Below are 19,904 nucleotides of genomic sequence, written 5' to 3'. Positions count from 1 at the left end.
CCCCTCTGAGCCCCTAGGTTACAGCCACATCCATTTTGAATGAGCCCGAGGAATGCTCCTCAACCCCTATTCTCGCAGCCAACGGGTGGTGCCATCTTTTTGATCGATGAGGGTGATGCCGAAGGCTTTCAACTGATCCCGAATGCGATCGGCTTCGGCAAAGTTTTTGGCCTTGCGGGCTGCCGAGCGCTGCGCGATCAGCTCCTCGATTTTTTTAAAGTTAAGTTCCCCATTTGTAGCTGCTTCTTTGGATCCCTCGAATTCAGAGAATGAGGGCCAACAGAATCCCAAAGTAGCCAAAATCTCCAGCAAGGCAGCGCTTTTTTGTTTGAGGGCCTGGGGCTCCAGATGGGTTTGGCCTTGATGGGTGAACAGGTTGTGTTCGCGGGTGAGTTCTTTGGCCAATTCAAAAGCGATAGCCAGCGCTTCAGGGGTGCCAAAATCATCGTCCATAGCAGCTTGAAAGGCTTGCATGGCCTCAGCATCAGGGGATCCCTTTTCTTCTTTGCAGAAGTGCTGGGCACAGTGGATCCCTTTCTGGAGGGTTTCCCAGCCACGGCTAGCCGCCTGCATGGCTGCCTCGGTGAGATCTATGGGGCTACGGTAGTGGGTCTGCAACAGAAACAGCCGCAAGGCCATGGGGTGATAGACGGCGAGGGCCTGTCGCAGGGTGGTGAAGTTGCCCAAAGATTTGGACATTTTCTCGCCGTTGATGTTGAGAAAACCGTTGTGCATCCAGTACTTGGCCATCGGCTTGCCGGTGATTGGCTCCGATTGGGCCAGCTCATTTTCGTGGTGGGGGAAAATCAAATCTGCCCCGCCGGCGTGAATGTCGATGTGATCTCCCAGGGTCTCCCGCACCATGGCGGAACATTCGATGTGCCAGCCCGGTCGCCCCCAACCCCAAGGGGAGGCAAACCCCGGCTCAGAAGGGGGGGCCGCTTTCCAAAGGGCAAAGTCGAAGGGATCCTGTTTGTCGGCTCCTTCTTCTCCTACCCGGCCACTGGCTCCCGCCTCCATCTCCTCCAGTTTTCGACCGGATAGCTGGCCGTAATCCGGGAACTTGCGGACAGAGTAGTAAACAGAGTACTGAACAGAGGCGGTGGTCTCTGGCTGGTGTCCCGCTTGCAAGAGGGAAGACGGGTCGGTCTGGTGTCGAATCGGATCCCGTACCCGGTAGGCAAAGCCTTTGAGTTCCAGAGATTGGATCAACTGGAACATGGCTTGCAGCGATTGCGTTGCCCTCGGGTAGAGATCGGCCCGCTTGATGTTCAGGCGATCCATGTCCTGGAAATATTCGGCGATGAAGCGCTCCGCCACCGCTTGCATGGATTCGCCACGTTCCAACGCCCGCTTGAGGATCTTGTCGTCCACATCGGTAAAATTCTGCACATACTTCACTCGGTAGCCGCGCCACTCCAAGTAGCGACGCACCGTGTCCCAAACCACGTAGGTACGCGCATGGCCGAGGTGGCAGAGGTCGTAAACCGTTACACCACAGACATACATCCGCACCAGGGGCTTCTCCTCCGCAACTGGAGCTGCAGATCCCTGGGAATTGCCGACGGAAACGGATTGAGATCCACCTGCTGCCAGCGGCTGAAACACTTCCTTGCGGCGAGTCAATGTGTTATAGACAACCAAATCCATGGGTATCCCTAGTTTGTAGTTTCAGCTACAGCAAAACAGGCTTTGTCTTCCAAAAAAAGACGATGGCGCACTTTGTCTTGAATCGGATGAGGCTCGACAAAATCTCAACGAGCCAAGGGCTGGAACCATTGTGAGGCAAGCATTGTGGCTGAAATTACCTGCCAAGACTTGTCTAGATTTGTTAACTACGGTACTCTAACCTGAGTGCGAGCCAGCCTGTTCATTAGCGAGCTCCACCCCGGCTTGAGTCACCCCTGGGGTGCTCGGTGCCAAGGGGCTTATGCCCCTCATTTTGACATCTTCTTCTCTTGCACTCTAGTGTCAGCCTGTTGGTGTGAGGATGCCTTTAAAACCCACTTTCCCCAATCCCCAAAACGGGGAGCTGGATTTCCGCGGTGCTGCCGTGAGCACCCTTTCCCCCCCACCCCCAAAGGGCTCGGCAGGGATCCCTTCAGAACAGTCCTGGACTTCTGCGGATTCATCTGCCGAGGAAGCCTATCTTCTGGAGTGGGCTCCAGCCCCTCTCTCTGGGCGGTCGAAGCCAAGATGGGTTGGTTTGGCCCTCTCTCTCAGCTTAACGGGCCTGGTATGGCTTCTGAAGCTGGAGGCGGATCCCTGCGCAGAAGCTGGGGAAGAGCAGCTGCCGGCCACCCCCAGGTGCCCAACCGAGCCTGAGACAGCCCATCCAGAGCCGGGGGATTCTGCTCCTGCGCGTCGGGGATATCCGGCTTGGGCCACTGGTCTTTTGCTGATGCTGGGCTTGGCCGGAGTCGCTACCCTACAGCAGCGACAGTTGAATCGCCCCCTGTCTCCGGCGGTAGAGCCGATCCCACCCTCTGTGCATACGCTATCTGGCGCTCTGCAGCAAAACTACGAGCGGAAAAAGGAGCAGCTGCGCCAAGCCTTCGCAGAAGGGCGAATCCCGACAGGAGAAGGGCCCAGAGGCATTCTGGAGCATGAAATTCAGCCGGGGGAAACCCTCTGGCAACTGACCCAGATGTATCAGCTCGACGCGGCTGCCATCACCGTCTCCAATGGTATTCAGGCCAGTACTGAGCTGAAGCCGGGGCAAGTTCTCCTCATCCCCAGCCAGCCGGGATTGATCTACACCGTCAAGCAGGGAGACACACTGGAGGACATTGCCAACCGCTACCGAGTTCCCCAGCAGCGGATTATCGAAGCGACTCCTCTGGATCGCCCGGAATATCTGCGCATTGGCCAACGCCTGCTCATCCCCGGCGATGTGGGCGAGTTGATCCAGCGTCAGAAGGAGATGATCGCTGCCCAGAAAGCTCGCGAAGAGGAAGAGCGCCGCCAGCAAGAGGAGGAAGCCCAACGCCAAGCCGAAGCCCAAGCTCGATTACAGGCGGAGCAGCAACGCCGGGCCCAGCAAATGGAACAAGAACGGCAGGCCCTCTTGGCCGGTGGATCCCTGACCCACACAGTTGGAGCCGGTGACACCATCGAACGGATCGCCGCCCGCTATGGGGTAACTCAGCGATCCATTATTCAAGCCAACAACTTGCGCAATCCCCACTGGCTGCGCATTGGCCAACGCCTTACGATTCCGGCGCCGGGTACGCAGCCCACCCCAGCTCCTGCCCGACGAGCTCAGAGCCAGCCACAAGCTCGGCCAGCGCCGCCAGCGCCCCCTCCAGCTCCTCCTCAGGCCCGCAGCAGTGGGTTTATCTGGCCGGTCTCCGGGCAAATCACCTCTGGCTTTGGCTACCGTCGCGGTCGCCTTCATGCAGGGGTAGATATTCCTGGCCCCGTGGGATCCCCCATTGTAGCCGTTCAGGAGGGAGTGGTGATCTTCGCGGGGAATGGCGGGGATGGCTACGGCAATCGGGTGGATATCCGCCATCCCAACGGAATTGTTACTCGCTATGCCCACGGCCATCAGATTTACGTTTCCACAGGCCAGTACGTGCAGCAGGGGCAGACAATCATGAGCCGCGGCAGCACTGGCTGGAGCACAGGGCCGCATCTGCACTTTGAAGTCCGCCCCGGCGGGGGCGCGCCTGTGGATCCCCGGCCCTATCTGCCCTGATCCTGTCCCAAAGCGAGACTACACAGAACAGCCAGCCTGGCCATAAATTGCTAGCCTAAAAACAGCAAACTCCAGACCGTAGGAACACGCCGATGCAGTGGGTGAACGCGCTCTCCCAGCTCCCTTCCCTAGAAGCGGCTCTGCGGCAGGTGGTGGAGGAAGCCAAGGCCAAGCTTCAGGCGGCCCAGCTGAAAAGTGCCTTGAGTCGGCAGGTGCAGACGGTGGGATCCGGCAGCTTGCCGGGGCTGCTGACAGGGTATGTTCCCTCTCAGCCTCTGCGGCCCAACCTGGGGGTTTTGTTTGTGTCGGCGGCCTTTGCCAGCGAATACATCCGGGTGTTGCCATTGCTGTCGGGGCTGCTGGAGGTGGACGTTTTGATCGGCTGCTCCGGGGGTGGCATTGTGGGTGGCGGGCATGAAATTGAGGATGGCCCGGCTCTCTCCTTGTCTTTGGCGGTCATGCCGGAGGTGGTGCTGCATCCTTTTCATCTGCGGGGGAACCAATTGCCAGACTTGGATGCGGCTCCTTCTGCCTGGGTCGATTGTGTTGGGGTTTCGCCGCAGAGCAAGCCTCATTTTCTGCTCTTGGCCGATGGATTTTCCTCTGGCATCTCAGAGTTGCTGCAGGGGTTGGATTTCGCCTATCCGGGATCCGTCAAAGTGGGGGGATTGGCCAGTGGGGGCCGCGGCCCTCGGGGCAATGCTCTGTTTTTGCTGGATGCGCGTACCTCCACACCTCGGCGGGAGCTGTATCGAGAGGGCACAGTGGGGCTAGCGCTCTACGGCAATGTGGTGCTGGATGCAGTGGTGGCCCAGGGGTGTCGCCCCATTGGGGATCCCTTGCGGGTGACGGAAGCAGAGGGGAATGTGATTCTTGGCTTGGAGGGTCGCCCTCCTCTAGCGGTTTTGCAGGACTTGGCAGAGCGGCTCAGTCCCGTGGATCAGCGATTGGCCCGCCACTCTCTCTTCATCGGCCTGCTGATGGATGAGTTCAAGTCGGAGCCGACGCCGGGAGATTTCCTCATTCGCGTAATCTTGGGCGTTGATCCGCGCGTGGGGGCGCTGGCCATCGGGGATCAGGTGCGCCCTGGCCAGACGGTGCAATTTCATCTGCGGGATGCCCAGACTTCGGCAGAAGATCTGCGTTGGGCCCTCAGCCGCTATTGTGCCGAGCGCAACTTGAGGCAAAGCCCCTCTCAACCGAGGCCGGAGCCTTGTGGGGCGTTGATGTTCTCCTGTTTGGGGCGAGGCAAGGGCCTGTACGGCACTCCCGATTTTGACTCGCAACGGTTTCGGGAATTGCTTGGAGAGCTGCCCTTGGGGGGGTTCTTTTGCAATGGTGAGATCGGCCCCGTTGGGGGATCCACCTTTTTACACGGCTACACTTCCTGCTTCGGGATCTTCCGGCCCGCCCACTAGAGGGGGGATCCCTTGCCCTAAGAGCCGGCAAAATTAGATAAACTGAGGATCTGCTGTCAACAGCTTGGTCAAGGATTTCTCATGCAGCTTCATCTTAGCGAGCCGCCACTCACTCAAGGGGAATGTGCCCTGGTCTATTGCTTTGCCGCTTCCGGCGGGAATGGCCGCTTTCCTCTGCCCCCTGAGATCGCCTCTTGGGATGAAAAGGCGTGGTCAGGGCTGGTGGCGGAAACCGTTCAGGAGCAGGGGTTTCAGGGGAAGCCGAATAGCAGTGTTGCCCTGCGCCTGACAGGAGAGATCCGCAAACTGGTGTTGGTGGGGCTAGGGGATCCCGCGGCCCTAACGCTAGAAGCCCTACGACGGGCCACAGCCAACGGCCTGCGCCAGGCTCACAGCTTAAAAGCCAAGCAGGTGATGCTGTCTTTGCCGGAGACGGGGTTGGATCGGGTGCGTGGGGTTCAGGCGGTGGCCGAAGCCTGCCTACTGGTGGCGCACCGGGACAATCGGTTTAAATCTTCAGCCAAAGGGGAAGAGGAAAACAGCTTTTCTGTGCAGGAAGTAACTCTCTTGGTGCCGGGGTTGGCCCAGGCTCGCCCCGATTACGAAGTCGCGCTGCAGCGGGCCATTGAGATGGCGGCAGGAACCATCTTGGCTCGGGAATTGGTGGCTGCCCCCGCCAACATTGTGACTCCTCTTGCCCTGGCCGATACCGCCCGCCAACTGGCCCAGGAATATGGTCTAGAGGTGGAGATTCTGGGACAGGAAGAATGCGAAGCTCTGGGGATGGGGGCTTTTTTGGGTGTGGCCAAAGCCTCTGATCTGCCGCCCCAGTTCATTCACCTCACCTACAAGCCGCCACAAGGGGATCCCGTTACCAAATTGGCCCTGGTGGGCAAGGGGCTGACCTTCGATTCCGGTGGGTTGAACATCAAAACCGACTCCCGCAGCATCGCCATGATGAAAACCGACATGGGGGGAGCAGCGGCAGTTTTGGGAGCTGCACGGGCCCTAGCCGCCCTCAAGCCGCAAGTGGAGCTGCACTTCATCGTTGCTGCCACGGAAAACATGATCAGCGGCCATGCCATCCACCCAGGGGATATCCTCACCGCTTCTAACCAGAAGACCATTGAGGTCAACAACACCGATGCAGAAGGCCGCCTCACCTTGGCAGATGCCCTGGTGTTTGCGGAAAAGCTGGGCGTTGATGCCATCCTCGATCTGGCTACCCTGACCGGTGCTTGTGTGATTGCTCTGGGGGAAGAAATTGCCGGCTTGTTCACCCCAGATGAGACGCTGGCCCAGGAGCTACAGCAGGCTGCCAATCTTTCCGGCGAAAAAATCTGGCGCCTGCCGCTGGAAGAAGGCTACTTCGAGGGTCTCAGCTCCATTGTGGCCGACATGAAAAACACCGGCCCCCGCTCAGGGGGATCCATCACCGCTGCCCTGTTCCTGAAGCAGTTTGTGGAGAAAACCCCTTGGGCCCACCTGGATATAGCAGGCCCCGTTTGGACAGAGAAGGATGCAGGCTACAACAACAAAGGGGCCACCGGTTATGGGGTGCGCACCCTGGTGGAGTGGGTCTTGGCGCGGCAAGCCGCAGCAGCTTGCTCATAACCCCGCCTTTCTGGACGTTGGGCCTTGAAAAAGCATCTACTGAGGGAGGAGCCAAGGGCTGCTTGGCTGGAGCTGTCCGATCCCTAAAATAGGCTTAAAAAAGAGTCTAGGTATTGAGTAGCACTTTGCAAGGCTTCCCCTCTGAGAATAGGATCCCTGCATTAAAGTAGCCGGCACAAGGCCCCCTGCGCGGGATCCTCCCATGAAAGACCTTTACCGCGAGCTGGAATTACAGCCCAATGCAACTTTAGAAGAAATTAAAGAGAGCTATAGGCGGCTTGCCAAAGAATACCATCCCGATAAACTTCACCCAGATACGCCTGTTAAAGCGCGGCAGTACATTGAGGAAAAGTTTAAGTCTATTCAGGAGGCGTACTCGATACTGAGCGATCCTGTGAAGCGAAAAGCCTATGACTCCCAAAGACTTTCCCAGACTTCGTCCACGAAAGGGAGCGGGCATGGCCAAGACTTGAAAGCGGAACGCAGCTACAGCACCCAAGACGGCAACCCTTGGCCCTTTGACTTCGACAAGATAAAGGAAGCTGCAGAAGAGATAGAACGTCGCAAGAAAAATATCGAGGCTAACTATAACCAGAAAATAGAGCAAGTTAAGTCTGAACTCAAGAAGAACTTAATCGCTATTGGAGTAAGGGAGGAAGATGCCAGAATTGACTACAGATTTATTACGAAGGACGACAACATACAATCTTGTTTGACCTTTCTCTTGCTCGGTGTTTTGGCTCTCTCGATTGGCTGGGAGCTTGTTGGTGTCATACTTATTCTCTTTTCATTTCTTGCTGGCTGGTCAGCAGTCCTTGACTCCAAATACAGTAAGGATCAAGTAGAAAGGGCTAAAAAGCTCCAAGGAGAGGCAACATCAGCAATAGCCCAGATGGAGAAAGACAGAGACTCGGAGCTTTCCCAGCTTCAGCTCTACTGTAGAAGCAGGATCGATCATTTTAAAACCGTCCCTATCGAATCTATATCCCCGGATTTTATAAGTGGGCTTAGTGAAGAGGATCAGCTATTTCTGCTAACCGCAATAAAGGAAAGGGCAGATGCTGAAAGCCTAAAAGAAAACTTGAAGATAGCGGCTGGAGTTGCTGTGGGTATTGGCATACTAGCCGCCTTATTTGGGCTGGGAGGTGGATTTCACCCATTCTGAATCTCAAGAAGAGGCAAAACATTGCTTCATTTCCTGCAGCACCTGGGCATCTTGAGAGGCCGTTCTCGCGCCCGCTTGAGCAGCCCAGCACTTAAGACTCTCGATTTGGTCGCGGGCAATCGAGGCCAAAGGCACGGTTTCGCGGATGGCCTGCAGGATATCTTCTTGGGTAAAGTCCCGCCGAGTGCTGCTGCCACTGCCCCCAAAGGCGTTGTACATGGCATCTACGATGGCTTGCTCGATCTCGGCCCCGCTGAAGTCCTGAGCTGTGGCTGCCAAGGCTTCCAGGTCGAACTCCCGCAGGCGGCTGGGGCGCAACCGCTGCAAATGCACCCGGAAGATCTCTTTGCGCTCAGCCTGGGTGGGCAGGTTCAAGAAGAAAATCTCGTCAAAGCGGCCCTTGCGCAAAAGCTCCGGCGGCAGCAGCGGCACGTTGTTGGCGGTGGCCACAATGAAAACAGGGCTGGTTTTCTCCTGCATCCAGGTAATCAGGCTGCCAAACACCCGGCGGCTGGTACCAGAATCTCCATCGGCACTGCTGGTGATGTTGCCAAAGGCTTTGTCGATCTCGTCGATCCAAAGCACGCAGGGGGCCATCGCCTCTGCCAGTTGGATCATCTGCCGCACCCGGCTTTCCGACTCGCCAACGATGCCGGCAAACAGACGCCCAGCATCCAACCTCAGCAGGGGCAACCGCCACTCATTGGCGATGGTCTTGGCGGAGAGGGATTTGCCGGTGCCCTGGATCCCGACCAGCAGCACGCCTTTGGGGTTGGGCAGGCCATAGCGACGCGCCTCTTCGGTAAAGGCTTCTTGCCGCACTCGCACCCAGGCCTTGAGGTTATCCAGGCCCCCCACGCTTTTGAGGGTCTCGCGGGCGGTGAAAAACTCCAGGATGCCGGTTTGGCGGATGGCCTGCTTTTTCTCCTCCAGCACCAGGTCGATATCGGCTTCATTGACCTCCTGCTTGGCGGCCAAAGCGCGGGCCAAAACGCGGCGGATACGTTCTCGGCTCAGTCCCTGACAAGCTTTGACCAGTTGCTCGCGGGCCAGAGGGGTGAGCTTGAGTTTATCTGGGGCCACGTAGAGCTGGATGAGGCGGCTGATCTCTTCGCTATTGGGCAAGGGAATATCGACGACGGTGACCTCCTCTGCCAGGTCGCTGGGCACTTCCAGGGTGTGGCTGAGCAGGATCAGCATCTTGCGGGTGCGTTTTAGCTCGCGGCTGAGGTTTTTCAGCTCCCGGATGATGGGAGCGTTTTTGTCGCTGGTGGCGTTGCGCAACACAAAGTGCAGATCCCGCAGCACAAAGAGAGTGTCCTCGTTGGGGGCAGAGCGCCACACCCGCCCCAGTGCCGCCATGATGGAGCCCCGATCCTCGCCTGTATCTTGCCAGCCCCGCACCAAGTCCCAGAACAACAATTGCCGCGGTGGGTCTGTCCGTCTGGCTACTTGGGTTAGCACGGCATCGGCAGGCTCTTCTTCTGGAGAGACCAAGTAAACCAGGGGGTAGCGGGCCCGGATCATCAAATCCAGCTCTGTCACCAGCCCTGCTTGCAGCTCCGCCGGGATCTCGACCAGGGCAGGATCCCTGCTGTCTGGATTTGTTTTTCTTGCGGCTTCTGTCATCGCCTCTGGAGTTTAGAACATCCTTACTTCATCTTCCTCTCACTTGTTCAGAAACCATTTGGATTGGAACAGCCAATAAGCAGCAAAATGCTCACGGTTGAGCTTCACGGTTGATCTTTAGGATAGGGCAGGGATCCCTTGCAGTTCGGCCAGCATGGTGCGGGCTGTCTGGGTGGGATCGGCAGCTTCCATCAAAGCCCGCACCACAGCTACACGGGTGGCCCCAGCTCGACGCACCTCGGGCAGGTTGTGGGGATCGATGCCGCCGATGGCAAACCAGGGCAGGTGGGCTTTCTCGGCAGCCAGGCGCACGTACTCCAGGCCGGCAGGGGGTTTCTCCGCTTTGGTGGGGGTGGGGTAAACGGGGCCGACGCCAATGTAGTCCACGTCGCTGTTCAGGGCTTGGGCCAGCTCTTCGGCGTTGGTGGTGGACAGGCCAATGAGCCGCTGGGATCCCAGGAGGTGCCGAGCTTGGGCGACCGGCAGATCCGTCTGGCCCAGGTGAACCCCATCAGCCTGGCTGACCAGAGCCAAGTCCACCCGGTCGTTGACGATCATCAGCGCCTGGTAGCGGTCGCACAGCTGCCGCAGCTGTTTGAGATCCCGCAGCATCTCGCCGTCGGGGAGGTTTTTGCGGCGATATTGCACCAGGGTCACCCCACCCCGCAGGGATTTTTCCACCACCTCTAGCCAGTGGGGCACAGGGCTGGTCACCAAATAAAGATGGGCTGCCAGGAGACGCTGCCGCAGGGATCCGCCCAGCAGTTCACTTTCCAAGACGTAGAGCCGATAGCGCATGTCTTTGGCCAGCTTGGCCAGGCCAGGGGCCACCCAGTGGTGGGATTCGGCCAACTTGCCGTATTCTTCTAACACCCGCAGGGCTTCTTGCACACGGCTGCAATTGGCTTGCAAGAGGTGGCGGAGATCCCGCCGTTGCTCCTCTTGGGGGTGGGAGATCTGGGTGCCTGGATCGGCGGGGGTATCGCGGGCCAAACGCAGGGGATCGCTGTGCCAGCGGGCTAGGGCTTGGCGCATGGCCTTGCATTCGGCAGAGAGCTCTCCCTCTTCCAGGCCGAAACGAAACCATTCTTCCAATACCCGTAGTCCTTCACGAGCTCGATCGAGGTTGGCATCCAGAATACGGGCGACGGCCTGGGGTTTCATGTTCCCTATACGTGGGAAGAGAGTTGCTTAATTTTTACCAAAAAAATGCGCCTAAAGCCCCGTCCTACCCTTAGCCGGAAGCAAGTCAGTAGGGTGGAGAGTAGTCAATTCACTGTAAATCACTGTAAATCGGAATGGTTTCCCTGAGGCTGTCCTTGGCCCTGAGGAGAAAGAGGGTGATGCCATAAGGCGCTAAGAAAGGCTTGCTGCGGCGTGTGTCCCCAGGCGAAGGCCCGTGGGCCGGCCCCTTCCGGCAAGTAGGCCCAAGCATAGCGCTCGCAGGCGGGAAAATAGCGGATCTCCCACCAAGTTCCCCCTACAGGCACATCTTTCACTGCCCGCAAGAAAGGGCCGCGATGGCGGGTGAGGCGCTCTTCTATAAAGTAGGGGCCTTCCAGCTGAAGGGCTTCTACCGCTGCAATAAGCTCGGCTCGTTGTCGCTCATTTCGGATCATCTCCCGGGTTCCCCTCTTGGATTGGCTCTATTCTATGAGGAGATTTCTGGTGAGCTGGGGGATCCCTCTTGATTCAGCCCAGATTGCGCCTACGGCAAGCTGTGGAAACCCAATGGAATCCAACGAATCCACCGCAGGTGCTGTGTCTGAGCAATGGACACGGGGAAGATGAGGTGGGCAGTCGCCTTGCTGTTGCCCTAGTCCAACTGGGGATCCCGGTGCAAGCCTTGCCGATTGTGGGAGAAGGGACAGCCTACCAACGCCAAGGGATCCCCCTGCTGCCCATTGCCCAGGTGATGCCGTCGGGGGGGTTTATTTATCAGGATTGGCGGCAGTTGTGGCGGGATTTGCGGGCCGGTTTGCTGGGGCTGACGGGGCGGCAATTGGCGTTGGTTCGGCGGGCAGCAGCCCAGAGGAACCTGGTGCTGGCCGTGGGGGATATTGTGCCCTTGCTGATGGCATGGTGGAGTGGGATCCCCTACGTCTTTGTGGGCACGGCCAAGTCGGACTATTACTGGCGAGATGAACGGGGGCCCTACCGACGCCCCTGGATCCCTTTTGGGCAGCCGATTTCCGATTACCTGCCCTGGGAGCGCTGGCTGATGGCCCACCGACGCTGCCTGGGTTCTTTTTTGCGGGATGAGCTGACGACTACAGCTTTGCAAAAACGGGGCCTGAGGGCCTTCTACCTGGGCAACCCGATGATGGATGGCCTAGAGCCACGCGGGACATTGCCTTTGGATCCCCACCGACCGGCCTTGCTGCTCTTGCCCGGATCCCGTCCGCCGGAAGCCTATCGCAACTGGGCTCTGATGATGCAGGTGGTGGAGCGGCTCCCAAAGGAGCTGCAAGTCTATGCTGCCCTCAGCCCCAACCTGGAGCGAGACCCGCTTCAGGCTCGGATCCCATCTCAGCGCAGCGATGTACTTCTGGTTTGGGGGGACTTCGGGGCCTGTGCCCAACGAGCAACAGTGGTGCTGGCCATGGCGGGAACGGCTACCGAGCAATGTGTGGGCTTGGGAAAACCGGTGGTGACCCTGCCGGGAGAGGGACCGCAGTTTACCCCGCGCTTTGCCGAAGCACAGACTCGTCTTTTGGGATCCGCCGTCCACCTGACCTCAGTGGAGCAGGCTCCCGCCGTGGTTGGCCGGATTCTGGAACGCCTGGCCGCCGATCCCAACTACGCGGCTGAGTTGCAGGCCCATGGACGCCGCCGCATGGGATCCCCAGGGGCCGCCCGGCGCATTGCCGCTCAACTTCGAGATTGGCTCAAGCCATCCGGCCCGGTTTTGGAACCGTTCGAGCCAGACAAATTGTGAGCCAGACACATTGTGAAATATATTGTGAAATGGGGAGCAGGTCGTTAAAAGGCCCGACTTATTGCTGTTAAGTTTAGTTTTCCGTTTTTAAGTATTTGATGGCCTTGAACCTTCTTTTGGGGTTGGAGAGCAGTTGGTGGATCCCTTGCTATGGGTGGGCGGGAACAGCTTTGGCCATTCCCTGGGCAACGGGGTGGGTCAAGCGCAGTGGCCCGCGTCCGGCAGCTTACCTCAACATCCTTCTGACTTTTGCCGCCTTTGCCCATGGCCTTTGGCTGTTGCGGCAGGTTTGGGGTCGGGATCCCCAGATCTTGAACTACCTCTGGTTTCGGGTGGCCGATTTGGATTTGACTCTGTCTTTGGAGATCTCGCCTCTGACAATGGGGGCCGTCGTCTGGATCAGCGGTTTGAGCCTGCTGGCCCAGATCTATGCGCTGGGGTATTTGGATAAGGACTGGGGCCTGGGTCGCTTTGCCGCTCTAATGGGCTTTTTCGAGGGGGGAATGACAGGGATCGCCCTCAGCGACTCGCTGTTTTTCAGCTATGCCCTGCTGGAGATGCTCACCCTTTCCACCTATTTGCTGGTGGGCTTTTGGTACGCCCAGCCTCTGGTGGTGACGGCGGCGCGGGATGCGTTTTTAACCAAGCGGGTAGGAGATCTGCTGCTGCTGATGGGGGTGGTGGCGGTTTCCAACTTTTCCGGGGCCTTGACGTTTTCCGACCTGCGGGACTGGGCGGCTACGACTAGCTTGGATCCGGCTTGGGCGGCTTTGATGGGGTTGGCTTTGATTGCAGGGCCTTTGGGGAAATGCGCCCAGTTTCCGCTGCACCTGTGGCTGGATGAGGCGATGGAAGCGCCCAACCCGGCTTCGATTTTGCGCAATTCGGCAGTGGTGGCCTGCGGGGCTTTTGTGCTGATTAAGCTGCAACCGCTACTGGCCCTGTCGCCGATTACGAATGGGGTCTTGGTGGCCATCGGCACGATCACAGCCCTGGGCGGATCCCTGGTGGCCTTGGCGCAAATCGATATCAAACGCACCTTCTCCTACTCCACGAGTGCCTACTTGGGGTTGGTGTTTGTGGCAGTGGGAATGCAGCAGCCGGAGCTGGCCCTGGAGCTGCTGCTCATGCACGGCTTGGCTAAGGCGCTGCTGTTTATGGGGGTGGGATCCCTCATCTACACCACCGCTACCCAAAACCTGACGGAATTGGGAGGGTTGCGCAGCCGCATGCCGGCCACGGTGGCCGCTTTTGCCGTGGGATCCCTGGGGATGGTGGCTCTGCTGCCCCTAGGGTGCTTTTGGACGCTGACCCGCCTGGCGCTGGTCTACAGCGGGGTGCAGCCGGCCCTGGTGGGGGTGCTGCTGCTGGTGAATGGGCTGACGGCTCTCAACCTGGCGCGGGTGTTTGGCCTGGTCTTTTTGGGATCCCCGCAACCCAAAACCCGCCGGGCCCCTGAGGTGGGCTGGTTGATGGCTCTGCCCATGGGCATCCTGACGGTGCAAACCTTGCTCATGCCCTGGCTGTTGGGGCGCTGGGGGCTCTATCCCGACTGGAACCCGCAGCTGAGGTGGATGGCGGCTCTGCTGACGGCTGCTGGGCTGGTGGGGGCAGCCATTGGCGGCTGGCTGTACTGGGGGGACCAACGGAGGGTATATCTGCCCTGGCCGGAGTTGCAGGATCTGCTGGCCCACGACTTTTACACGGGGCACCTCTACCAAGCCCTGGTGGTGCAACCGGTCAGCGCCCTCTCCCGCGGATTGGAGTGGCTGGATCGCAACGGAGTGGACGGCTTGGTGAACGGGGTGAGCCTGGCCTTTTTCTTCAGCGGCGAAGCCCTCAAGTACACCCTGTCGGGGCGGATGCAACTCTATGTGCTGGTGATTGTCATCGGGATGGTGTTGGTTACAGCTTGGCTACTGCGTTCGCCCCATTTGGGGTTGGCCTATTGATGGGAGAGAGCCATGTTGAGCCTTTTGATTGGGATCCCGTTGTTGGGGAGCATCTTGATTGGGTTGATTCCCGAGCAGGCGGGGAAGGGCTTGCACCGGGCTTTGGCCTTGGGGTTTGGGTGGGTTTTGTTTGGCCTGAGCGCGGGGCTGTTGCTGATCTTTGACCCCCACCTTGGATCCCTGCAATTGGCGGAAAGGATGGCCTGGATCCCCCAGTTGGGCTTGGTTTATGAGGTGGGAGTGGATGGGATCTCTCTGCCTTTGGTGGTGATGACCGGGCTGCTGGTGCTGATGGCCATTTGGGCCAGCGGCCAGGTGGAGCGGCCCCGCCTCTACTACAGCTTGGTGCTTATGCTGGCGGCAGCGGTGGCCGGAGCTTTTTTGGCTCGGAATTTGCTGCTGTTTTTCCTGTTCTACGAAGTCGAGCTGATCCCCCTGTATTTGCTCATCGCCATCTGGGGAGGGCCGCGCCGCACCTATGCCGCCACCAAGTTTTTGGTTTACACCGCTCTGTCGGGGATCCTCCTCTTGATTGGCTTTTTCGGCCTCAGTTGGCTGAGCGATGCCCACAGCTTTACCTACACCGTCCTGCAGGCTCACCCCTTGCCCCTGGTGCAACAAACCCTGTTGCTTATTCCCATTCTGCTGGGGCTGGCCATCAAGATCCCCTTGGTTCCCTTCCACACTTGGCTGCCAGATGCGCATGTGGAGGCTTCCACTCCCATTTCCGTGTTGCTGGCGGGTTTGCTTTTGAAGTTGGGCACCTACGGCCTGGTGCGCTTTGGCCTGCAGCTCTTGCCGGATGCCTGGGATCAAGCCGGGCCTTGGCTGGCCGGTTGGGCGGTGGTTAACGTGCTCTATGGATCCCTGAACGCCTTGGTGCAGCAGGATATGAAAAAGCTGGTGGCCTACAGCTCCATTGCCCACATGGGCTACATCCTCTTGGCTGTAGCAGCAGCCACTCCCCTCTCCCTAGTGGGATCCATCTTTCAGATGGTCAGCCATGGCCTCATCTCCTCGCTGCTGTTTCTTCTGGTGGGAGCCGTCTATGCCAACACCGGCACACGGGATCTCAAGCTGCTGCGGGGATTGCTCAACCCGGAGCGGGGCTTACCGCTTATTGGCAGCTTGATGGTGCTAGGGGTGATGGCCAGTGGCGGCACACCGGGCATGGTGGGCTTTATAGCTGAGTTCACCCTCTTTCGGGGCAGCTTTGCCGTCTTTCCCCTGCAAACGCTCCTGTGCATGGTGGGGACGGGATTGACGGCGGCCTATTTTCTGCTGATGGTGAACCGTGTCTTTTTTGGGCGCCTCTCGCAAGTGGCCATAGCCATGCAACGCCACGCCACTGAAGAGCGCCTGCCTGCTGTTGTTTTGGCAACGCTGGTGGTGTTACTGGGCCTGCAGCCTAGCTGGGCAACCCGCTGGGTGGAGTCCACCACCTTGGCCTTGGCCAAGGCTAACCTAGCTGGTGTTGCAGGACTGGTCACTGCCTTTCAGCTAGAAATCGCAGGAGCCCCGCACTGTACCCGTAGGGTCAGTGTCGGGAGGAATGCGGAAGTTATGATAGAACCATGACCCAAGTCCTGACCGTCTCCTGCAAGCTCAAGGTGTCCCAGTCCCAGGCCGCCAAATTGGACGCGACAATGGATGCCTTTGTGCAGGCGTTGAACTGGGTCAACCAAAACACACCAGAAAAAGTAGTCAACGCAGTCAAACTCCAATCCCTTTGCTATTACCAGATTCGCGCTCGGTTTGGCTTGTCCAGTAATCTGGCCCAGCAGGTCTGCAGACGGGTGGCAGGCGCTCGCAAAGCGGCGAGACAGCGCAACCGTCCAGTTAAAGAGTTCAAGCGTAGGTTCGTTACCTACGATGCACGTATCTTCTCGTTTCGCGAGAAAGACTGGACAGTGTCGCTTGCCACGGTTGATGGAAGAGAACGCTTTGAGCTAGCCATTGGCAACTACCAGAGGGGAATGCTGGCTGGCTCTAACCCCAAATCGGCCACCCTAGTCCAGCGGAAGGACGGCTCCTACTCCATCCAGATTTGTGTCGAGGCAGAGCCCCCCAAGCAACAGAACACCGACAAGGTGATTGGTGTTGACCTGGGACGGCGAGACATTGCACATACCTCTGAAGGAGACAACTGGAATGGACAGCAGCTGAACAAAGTCCGAGATCACTACTGTCGGTTAAGAGCGTCTCTTCAGGGCAAGGCCAGTAAGGGCACCCGCAGTTGCAGGCGGCGATGCCGTCAACTGCTGCAACGGCTGTCTGGCAAAGAGAGACGCTTTCAAGCTTGGGTGAACCACAGTATCGCTAAGCGCATCGTTAAAGCAGCTCAATCTCTTTCTGCCTGCATTGGGATTGAGGACTTGAGCGGCATTCGAGAACGCACCAATCAACACCCCCGCAGTCGTGAGGAGCGGCGGCGTAGCAATAGCTGGGCGTTCTACCAGCTGCGGCGGTTTATCGAATACAAGGCTGTGAGGGCGGGTGTCAAAGTGGTAGCTGTCCCTGCGGCCTATACCTCGCAGATCTGCCACAAGTGCCTGCATATTCATCCCGACTCCGCTCAATCCTATCGCAAGGGTAAGCAGTTCAAATGCGGGCACTGCGGTTGGGAAGGGGATGCGGATTTTAACGGTGCGAAGGTGATTGCGCTTTTGGGGGCTGCCGTAAACCAGCCTAGAGGTTCGTGGTTGGCTTGCCAACTGCAGGGCTGCTGAAAGCCCGCCCCGTACTGCGAAGCAGTCAGGGTCGGGTAGTTTACTTTGGGTTGTCTTCCTTTTGATGATTTGATGAGACTTTTGATGATTTGATGAGATCGACGGAGTTTCTTTTGCTCCCATGACTGCCACTCTTGCTCCTGCTCCTTCCTGCTTCTTTCTGGCCGGCTTATCTCCTCTGGAGCAACTGCAACTGGCTCCTATTGTCCAGCGCCTAGAGGCAGGGGGAGCCCTTGTGCTGGATGCCCCTGCCAATCGCCTAGAGGTCATTGGCATCCTGCATAGCTACGGCGAGGTGCTGGATGCCTATTCGCGCAATTTGATCTTTATTGCCGACCACCAATTTTTGGAGCTCTTCCCGGCGTTCAAGTATTTCAACGGCGAGATTACCCTGGGCAAATGGCTGCGCTACCTGTGGCATGACCGCATCAACTACGAGTTTGCCGAATACTGCATGAAGGCTATGCTCTGGCATGGGGGAGGGGGGCTAGACCGCTACCTGGATACCCCTGAATTTGTCGAGCGGGCCAAGAGAGCCATCCGGGCCAAAATCCGCTTCAATCCCTTCTTGCAGGGCTTGGGGATCTTGTTTCCCGACTTTGCTCTAGAACAGGTGCGCATGCTGGCTATGTACAGCGGCTTGGGCCAGTTTTGGCGGGTGATGAGCGATATTTTCCTGGCGCTGGCCAAGCGCTCTGAGACAGAACCCCACCTCACCATTCCCGACGTGGTGGCTCACATCCAGCAGGGGTTGGTGGCAGCTGCCGACAAGCCTATCACCTACGCTCCCTGCATCTGGGGCCGCCGCTACGAGATCATCCCTCTCTCGGCGGGTCTGACTTTCCTATCAGATACGGCTATCCCCTATGTGGAAGCGGTGTTTTTCCGCTCCTTTCCCTTTATGGGCACGGTTTCCTACAACGCCCAGGCCCACCAGATCCCGGCTGAGCAGGCTGACTTTGCCTACGGCGCCCTCTACGCCGATCCGCTGCCGGTAGGTAGCGCTGGGATCCCGCCTACCCTGTTGATGCAGGATATGATGCGCCACCTGCCCCCCTACTTGCGAGAGCACTACCGCCGCCAGCCTCGCGGGGATGATGACCTGCGGGTGAAAATCTGCCTTAGCTTCCAAAAGGCCATGTTCTGTGTTACCACTGCCGCCCTGCGGGCTCTTGCCCCCTTCCCTCTGGAAACTCAGGATCCCCAGCAGCAGTTGGCCAACCGCAAGTTTCTGGCTCCTTGGCTGCAGCGCCTGCTGGGATCCCGTCTGTTAAAGGTGCAGGAAGAAAGGGTTGAGGCCTAGCTGAGCTGGGAACTGCTACTTTTGGTTACTGGAAGGGGGATCCCCTTTTCGGATACAATATCTGCGCCCAGTTGAGCAATGGGGTGGCGTAGCCAAGTGGTAAGGCAGAGGTCTGCAAAACCTCTATGCGCCAGTTCGAATCTGGCCGCCACCTTTTAAACCTTACTTGCATCCCAAGCAGGGCAAGCATGAAAGACAAGCTGATATTGATGATCCCCGGCCCCACTCCCGTTCCCGAGAGTGCTCTGCTGGCGATGGCACGGGGGCCCATCGAGCACCGCAGCAAAGAGTTCACCGCCATTTTGGAAGAGGTCACCGATGGGTTGCGCTGGCTGCACCAAACCACCTCCGATGTGTTTGTCTTTTCCGCCAGTGGCACTGGTGCCATGGAAGCCGGGATCCTCAACACCCTCAGCCCTGGGGATCGGGTTTTGGTGGGGGTGAACGGCAAGTTTGGGGAGCGCTGGGCGGAAATGTCCGAGCAGTTTGGCCTTCAGTGTGAGCGGGTGGAAACCCCCTGGGGGATCCCTTACCCCGTCGAGATCTTCCAAGAAAAGCTGGCTGCCGACCGGGAAAAAACCATCAAAGCCGTCATCCTCACCCACTCGGAGACTTCCAGCGGCGTAGCCAACGATGTCCAAGCCATTGCTGCTGCTGCCCGCGAGCACGGGGAAGCCCTCGTCCTGGTGGATGGGGTCACCAGCGTGGGGGCAATGCCGGTGTTAATGGACGAATGGGGCTTGGATGTGGTGGCCTCGGGATCCCAGAAGGGCTATATGATCCCACCAGGGCTGGGATTTGTGGCCGTCAGCCCGCGGGCCATGGCCGCTACGGAGCGCTCTAGGTTTCCCAAGTACTACTGGAGCTTTAAGCTGGCGCAAAAGGCCCTGCGCCAAGGCACCACTCCCTTTACACCGGCGGTGAACCTGTTTTACGCCCTGCAGGTTACCCTGCGCATGATGCGCGCAGAAGGGTTGGAAGCCATCTACCGGCGTCATGCCAAGCTGGCCCAGGCCACCCGTGCTGGCGTCAAGGCTCTGGGGCTAAAGCTCTTGGTTGATCCAGAGTCAGCGGCCAGTCCTTCGGTAACAGCTGTACTCGCTCCCGAAGGGATCAACGCTGACACCATCCGCAGCACCTTGAAGAAACACTTCGACATCGCCCTTGCCGCTGGACAAGACCACCTCAAGGGCAAAATCTTCCGCATTGGCCATTTGGGCTTTATCAGCGACCGCGATGTGCTGATGACCTTGGCTGCTCTGGAGTCAGCTTTACACACCGTGGGCTACAGCGACTTCACCCCAGGGGCGGGAACTCGCGCCGCCGAGGAAGTATTGGCCCACGGCTTCTGAGCCCCCAGCTCAGCTAGAAATCGCAGGAGCCCCGCACTGTACCCGTAGGGTCAGTGCCGGGAGGAATGCGCTTTGATGAAGTACAATGGACTTATGAGCCAAGT

The 19,904-nt window shown here is 58.5% G+C and carries 14 protein-coding genes and 1 tRNA gene; 11 read left to right on the top strand and 4 right to left on the bottom strand.

All coding sequences use genetic code 11. The features are described from left to right. Positions 1-66 precede the first annotated feature (66 nt). Positions 67-1,650 carry a cysteine--tRNA ligase gene (cysS, locus tag ACVWXZ_RS09485; protein ID WP_457439345.1) on the bottom strand — a complete coding sequence of 528 codons (1,584 nt, stop codon included), beginning with the start codon at positions 1,648-1,650 and terminating at the stop codon, positions 67-69. 340 nt (positions 1,651-1,990) lie between these two features. On the opposite strand from cysS, the gene ACVWXZ_RS09480 reads away from it, so the two are divergent. From ACVWXZ_RS09480 to ACVWXZ_RS09465, 4 genes are all read left to right on the top strand, one after another. Beyond that, on the top strand, positions 1,991-3,700 hold the full coding sequence (locus ACVWXZ_RS09480) for a LysM peptidoglycan-binding domain-containing protein (RefSeq protein ID WP_457385734.1): 1,710 nt from the start codon (positions 1,991-1,993) through the stop codon (positions 3,698-3,700). Positions 3,701-3,792: 92 nt separating this feature from the next. Continuing rightward, positions 3,793-5,118 (top strand): FIST signal transduction protein, encoded by a 1,326-nt coding sequence (locus ACVWXZ_RS09475; protein ID WP_457385735.1) that lies wholly within the window; start codon positions 3,793-3,795, stop codon positions 5,116-5,118. Positions 5,119-5,199: 81 nt separating this feature from the next. Further along, positions 5,200-6,732 carry a leucyl aminopeptidase gene (locus ACVWXZ_RS09470; RefSeq protein WP_414356823.1) on the top strand — a complete coding sequence of 511 codons (1,533 nt, stop codon included), beginning with the start codon at positions 5,200-5,202 and terminating at the stop codon, positions 6,730-6,732. Positions 6,733-6,934: 202 nt separating this feature from the next. Continuing rightward, complete coding sequence (locus tag ACVWXZ_RS09465; RefSeq protein ID WP_457482440.1) at positions 6,935-7,897, top strand: J domain-containing protein; 963 nt, start codon at positions 6,935-6,937, stop codon at positions 7,895-7,897. Positions 7,898-7,900: 3 nt separating this feature from the next. Here ACVWXZ_RS09465 and ACVWXZ_RS09460 read toward each other — a convergent pair whose 3' ends face one another. The 3 genes from ACVWXZ_RS09460 to ACVWXZ_RS09450 form a co-directional block, all read right to left on the bottom strand. Continuing rightward, positions 7,901-9,424, bottom strand: coding sequence for an AAA family ATPase (locus tag ACVWXZ_RS09460; RefSeq protein WP_414421703.1), 1,524 nt, complete (start codon positions 9,422-9,424; stop codon positions 7,901-7,903). A 219-nt stretch (positions 9,425-9,643) separates the two neighbouring features. Beyond that, positions 9,644-10,690 (bottom strand): thiamine phosphate synthase, encoded by a 1,047-nt coding sequence (locus tag ACVWXZ_RS09455; protein ID WP_414350712.1) that lies wholly within the window; start codon positions 10,688-10,690, stop codon positions 9,644-9,646. A 119-nt stretch (positions 10,691-10,809) separates the two neighbouring features. Continuing rightward, the gene (locus tag ACVWXZ_RS09450; protein ID WP_457404015.1) at positions 10,810-11,145 is read right to left on the bottom strand and encodes a hypothetical protein; all 336 of its coding nucleotides are present in this window, start codon (positions 11,143-11,145) and stop codon (positions 10,810-10,812) included. 101 nt (positions 11,146-11,246) lie between these two features. Here ACVWXZ_RS09450 and ACVWXZ_RS09445 point away from each other — a divergent pair, with 101 nt between their 5' ends. The 7 genes from ACVWXZ_RS09445 (at position 11,247) to ACVWXZ_RS09415 (ending at position 19,800) form a co-directional block, all read left to right on the top strand. Further along, positions 11,247-12,464, top strand: a complete 1,218-nt coding sequence (locus ACVWXZ_RS09445) for a lipid-A-disaccharide synthase-related protein (RefSeq protein ID WP_457404032.1) — start codon at positions 11,247-11,249, stop codon at positions 12,462-12,464. A gap of 98 nt (positions 12,465-12,562) precedes the next feature. Continuing rightward, on the top strand, positions 12,563-14,416 hold the full coding sequence (locus tag ACVWXZ_RS09440; protein WP_457404014.1) for an NAD(P)H-quinone oxidoreductase subunit F: 1,854 nt from the start codon (positions 12,563-12,565) through the stop codon (positions 14,414-14,416). 12 nt (positions 14,417-14,428) lie between these two features. Beyond that, positions 14,429-15,994 carry an NADH-quinone oxidoreductase subunit M gene (locus ACVWXZ_RS09435; RefSeq protein ID WP_457404013.1) on the top strand — a complete coding sequence of 522 codons (1,566 nt, stop codon included), beginning with the start codon at positions 14,429-14,431 and terminating at the stop codon, positions 15,992-15,994. After that, entirely contained in the window at positions 15,991-17,145 is a 1,155-nt protein-coding gene (locus ACVWXZ_RS09430; protein ID WP_457482439.1) for an RNA-guided endonuclease InsQ/TnpB family protein, read from the top strand. The genes ACVWXZ_RS09435 and ACVWXZ_RS09430 overlap by 4 nt, the downstream gene beginning before the upstream one ends. 121 nt (positions 17,146-17,266) lie before the next feature. After that, on the top strand, positions 17,267-18,448 hold the full coding sequence (locus ACVWXZ_RS09425; RefSeq protein WP_457404361.1) for a CO2 hydration protein: 1,182 nt from the start codon (positions 17,267-17,269) through the stop codon (positions 18,446-18,448). 82 nt (positions 18,449-18,530) lie between these two features. Then, positions 18,531-18,602 (top strand) — tRNA-Cys (locus ACVWXZ_RS09420). A 34-nt stretch (positions 18,603-18,636) separates the two neighbouring features. After that, the gene (locus ACVWXZ_RS09415) at positions 18,637-19,800 is read left to right on the top strand and encodes a pyridoxal-phosphate-dependent aminotransferase family protein (RefSeq protein WP_414419384.1); all 1,164 of its coding nucleotides are present in this window, start codon (positions 18,637-18,639) and stop codon (positions 19,798-19,800) included. Positions 19,801-19,904: the final 104 nt, after the last annotated feature.

The organism is Thermostichus sp. MS-CIW-38 (assembly GCF_054058415.1).
The sequence above is the reverse complement of the archived record's forward strand: the minus strand, read 5'-3'. Positions and strand labels throughout refer to the sequence as shown.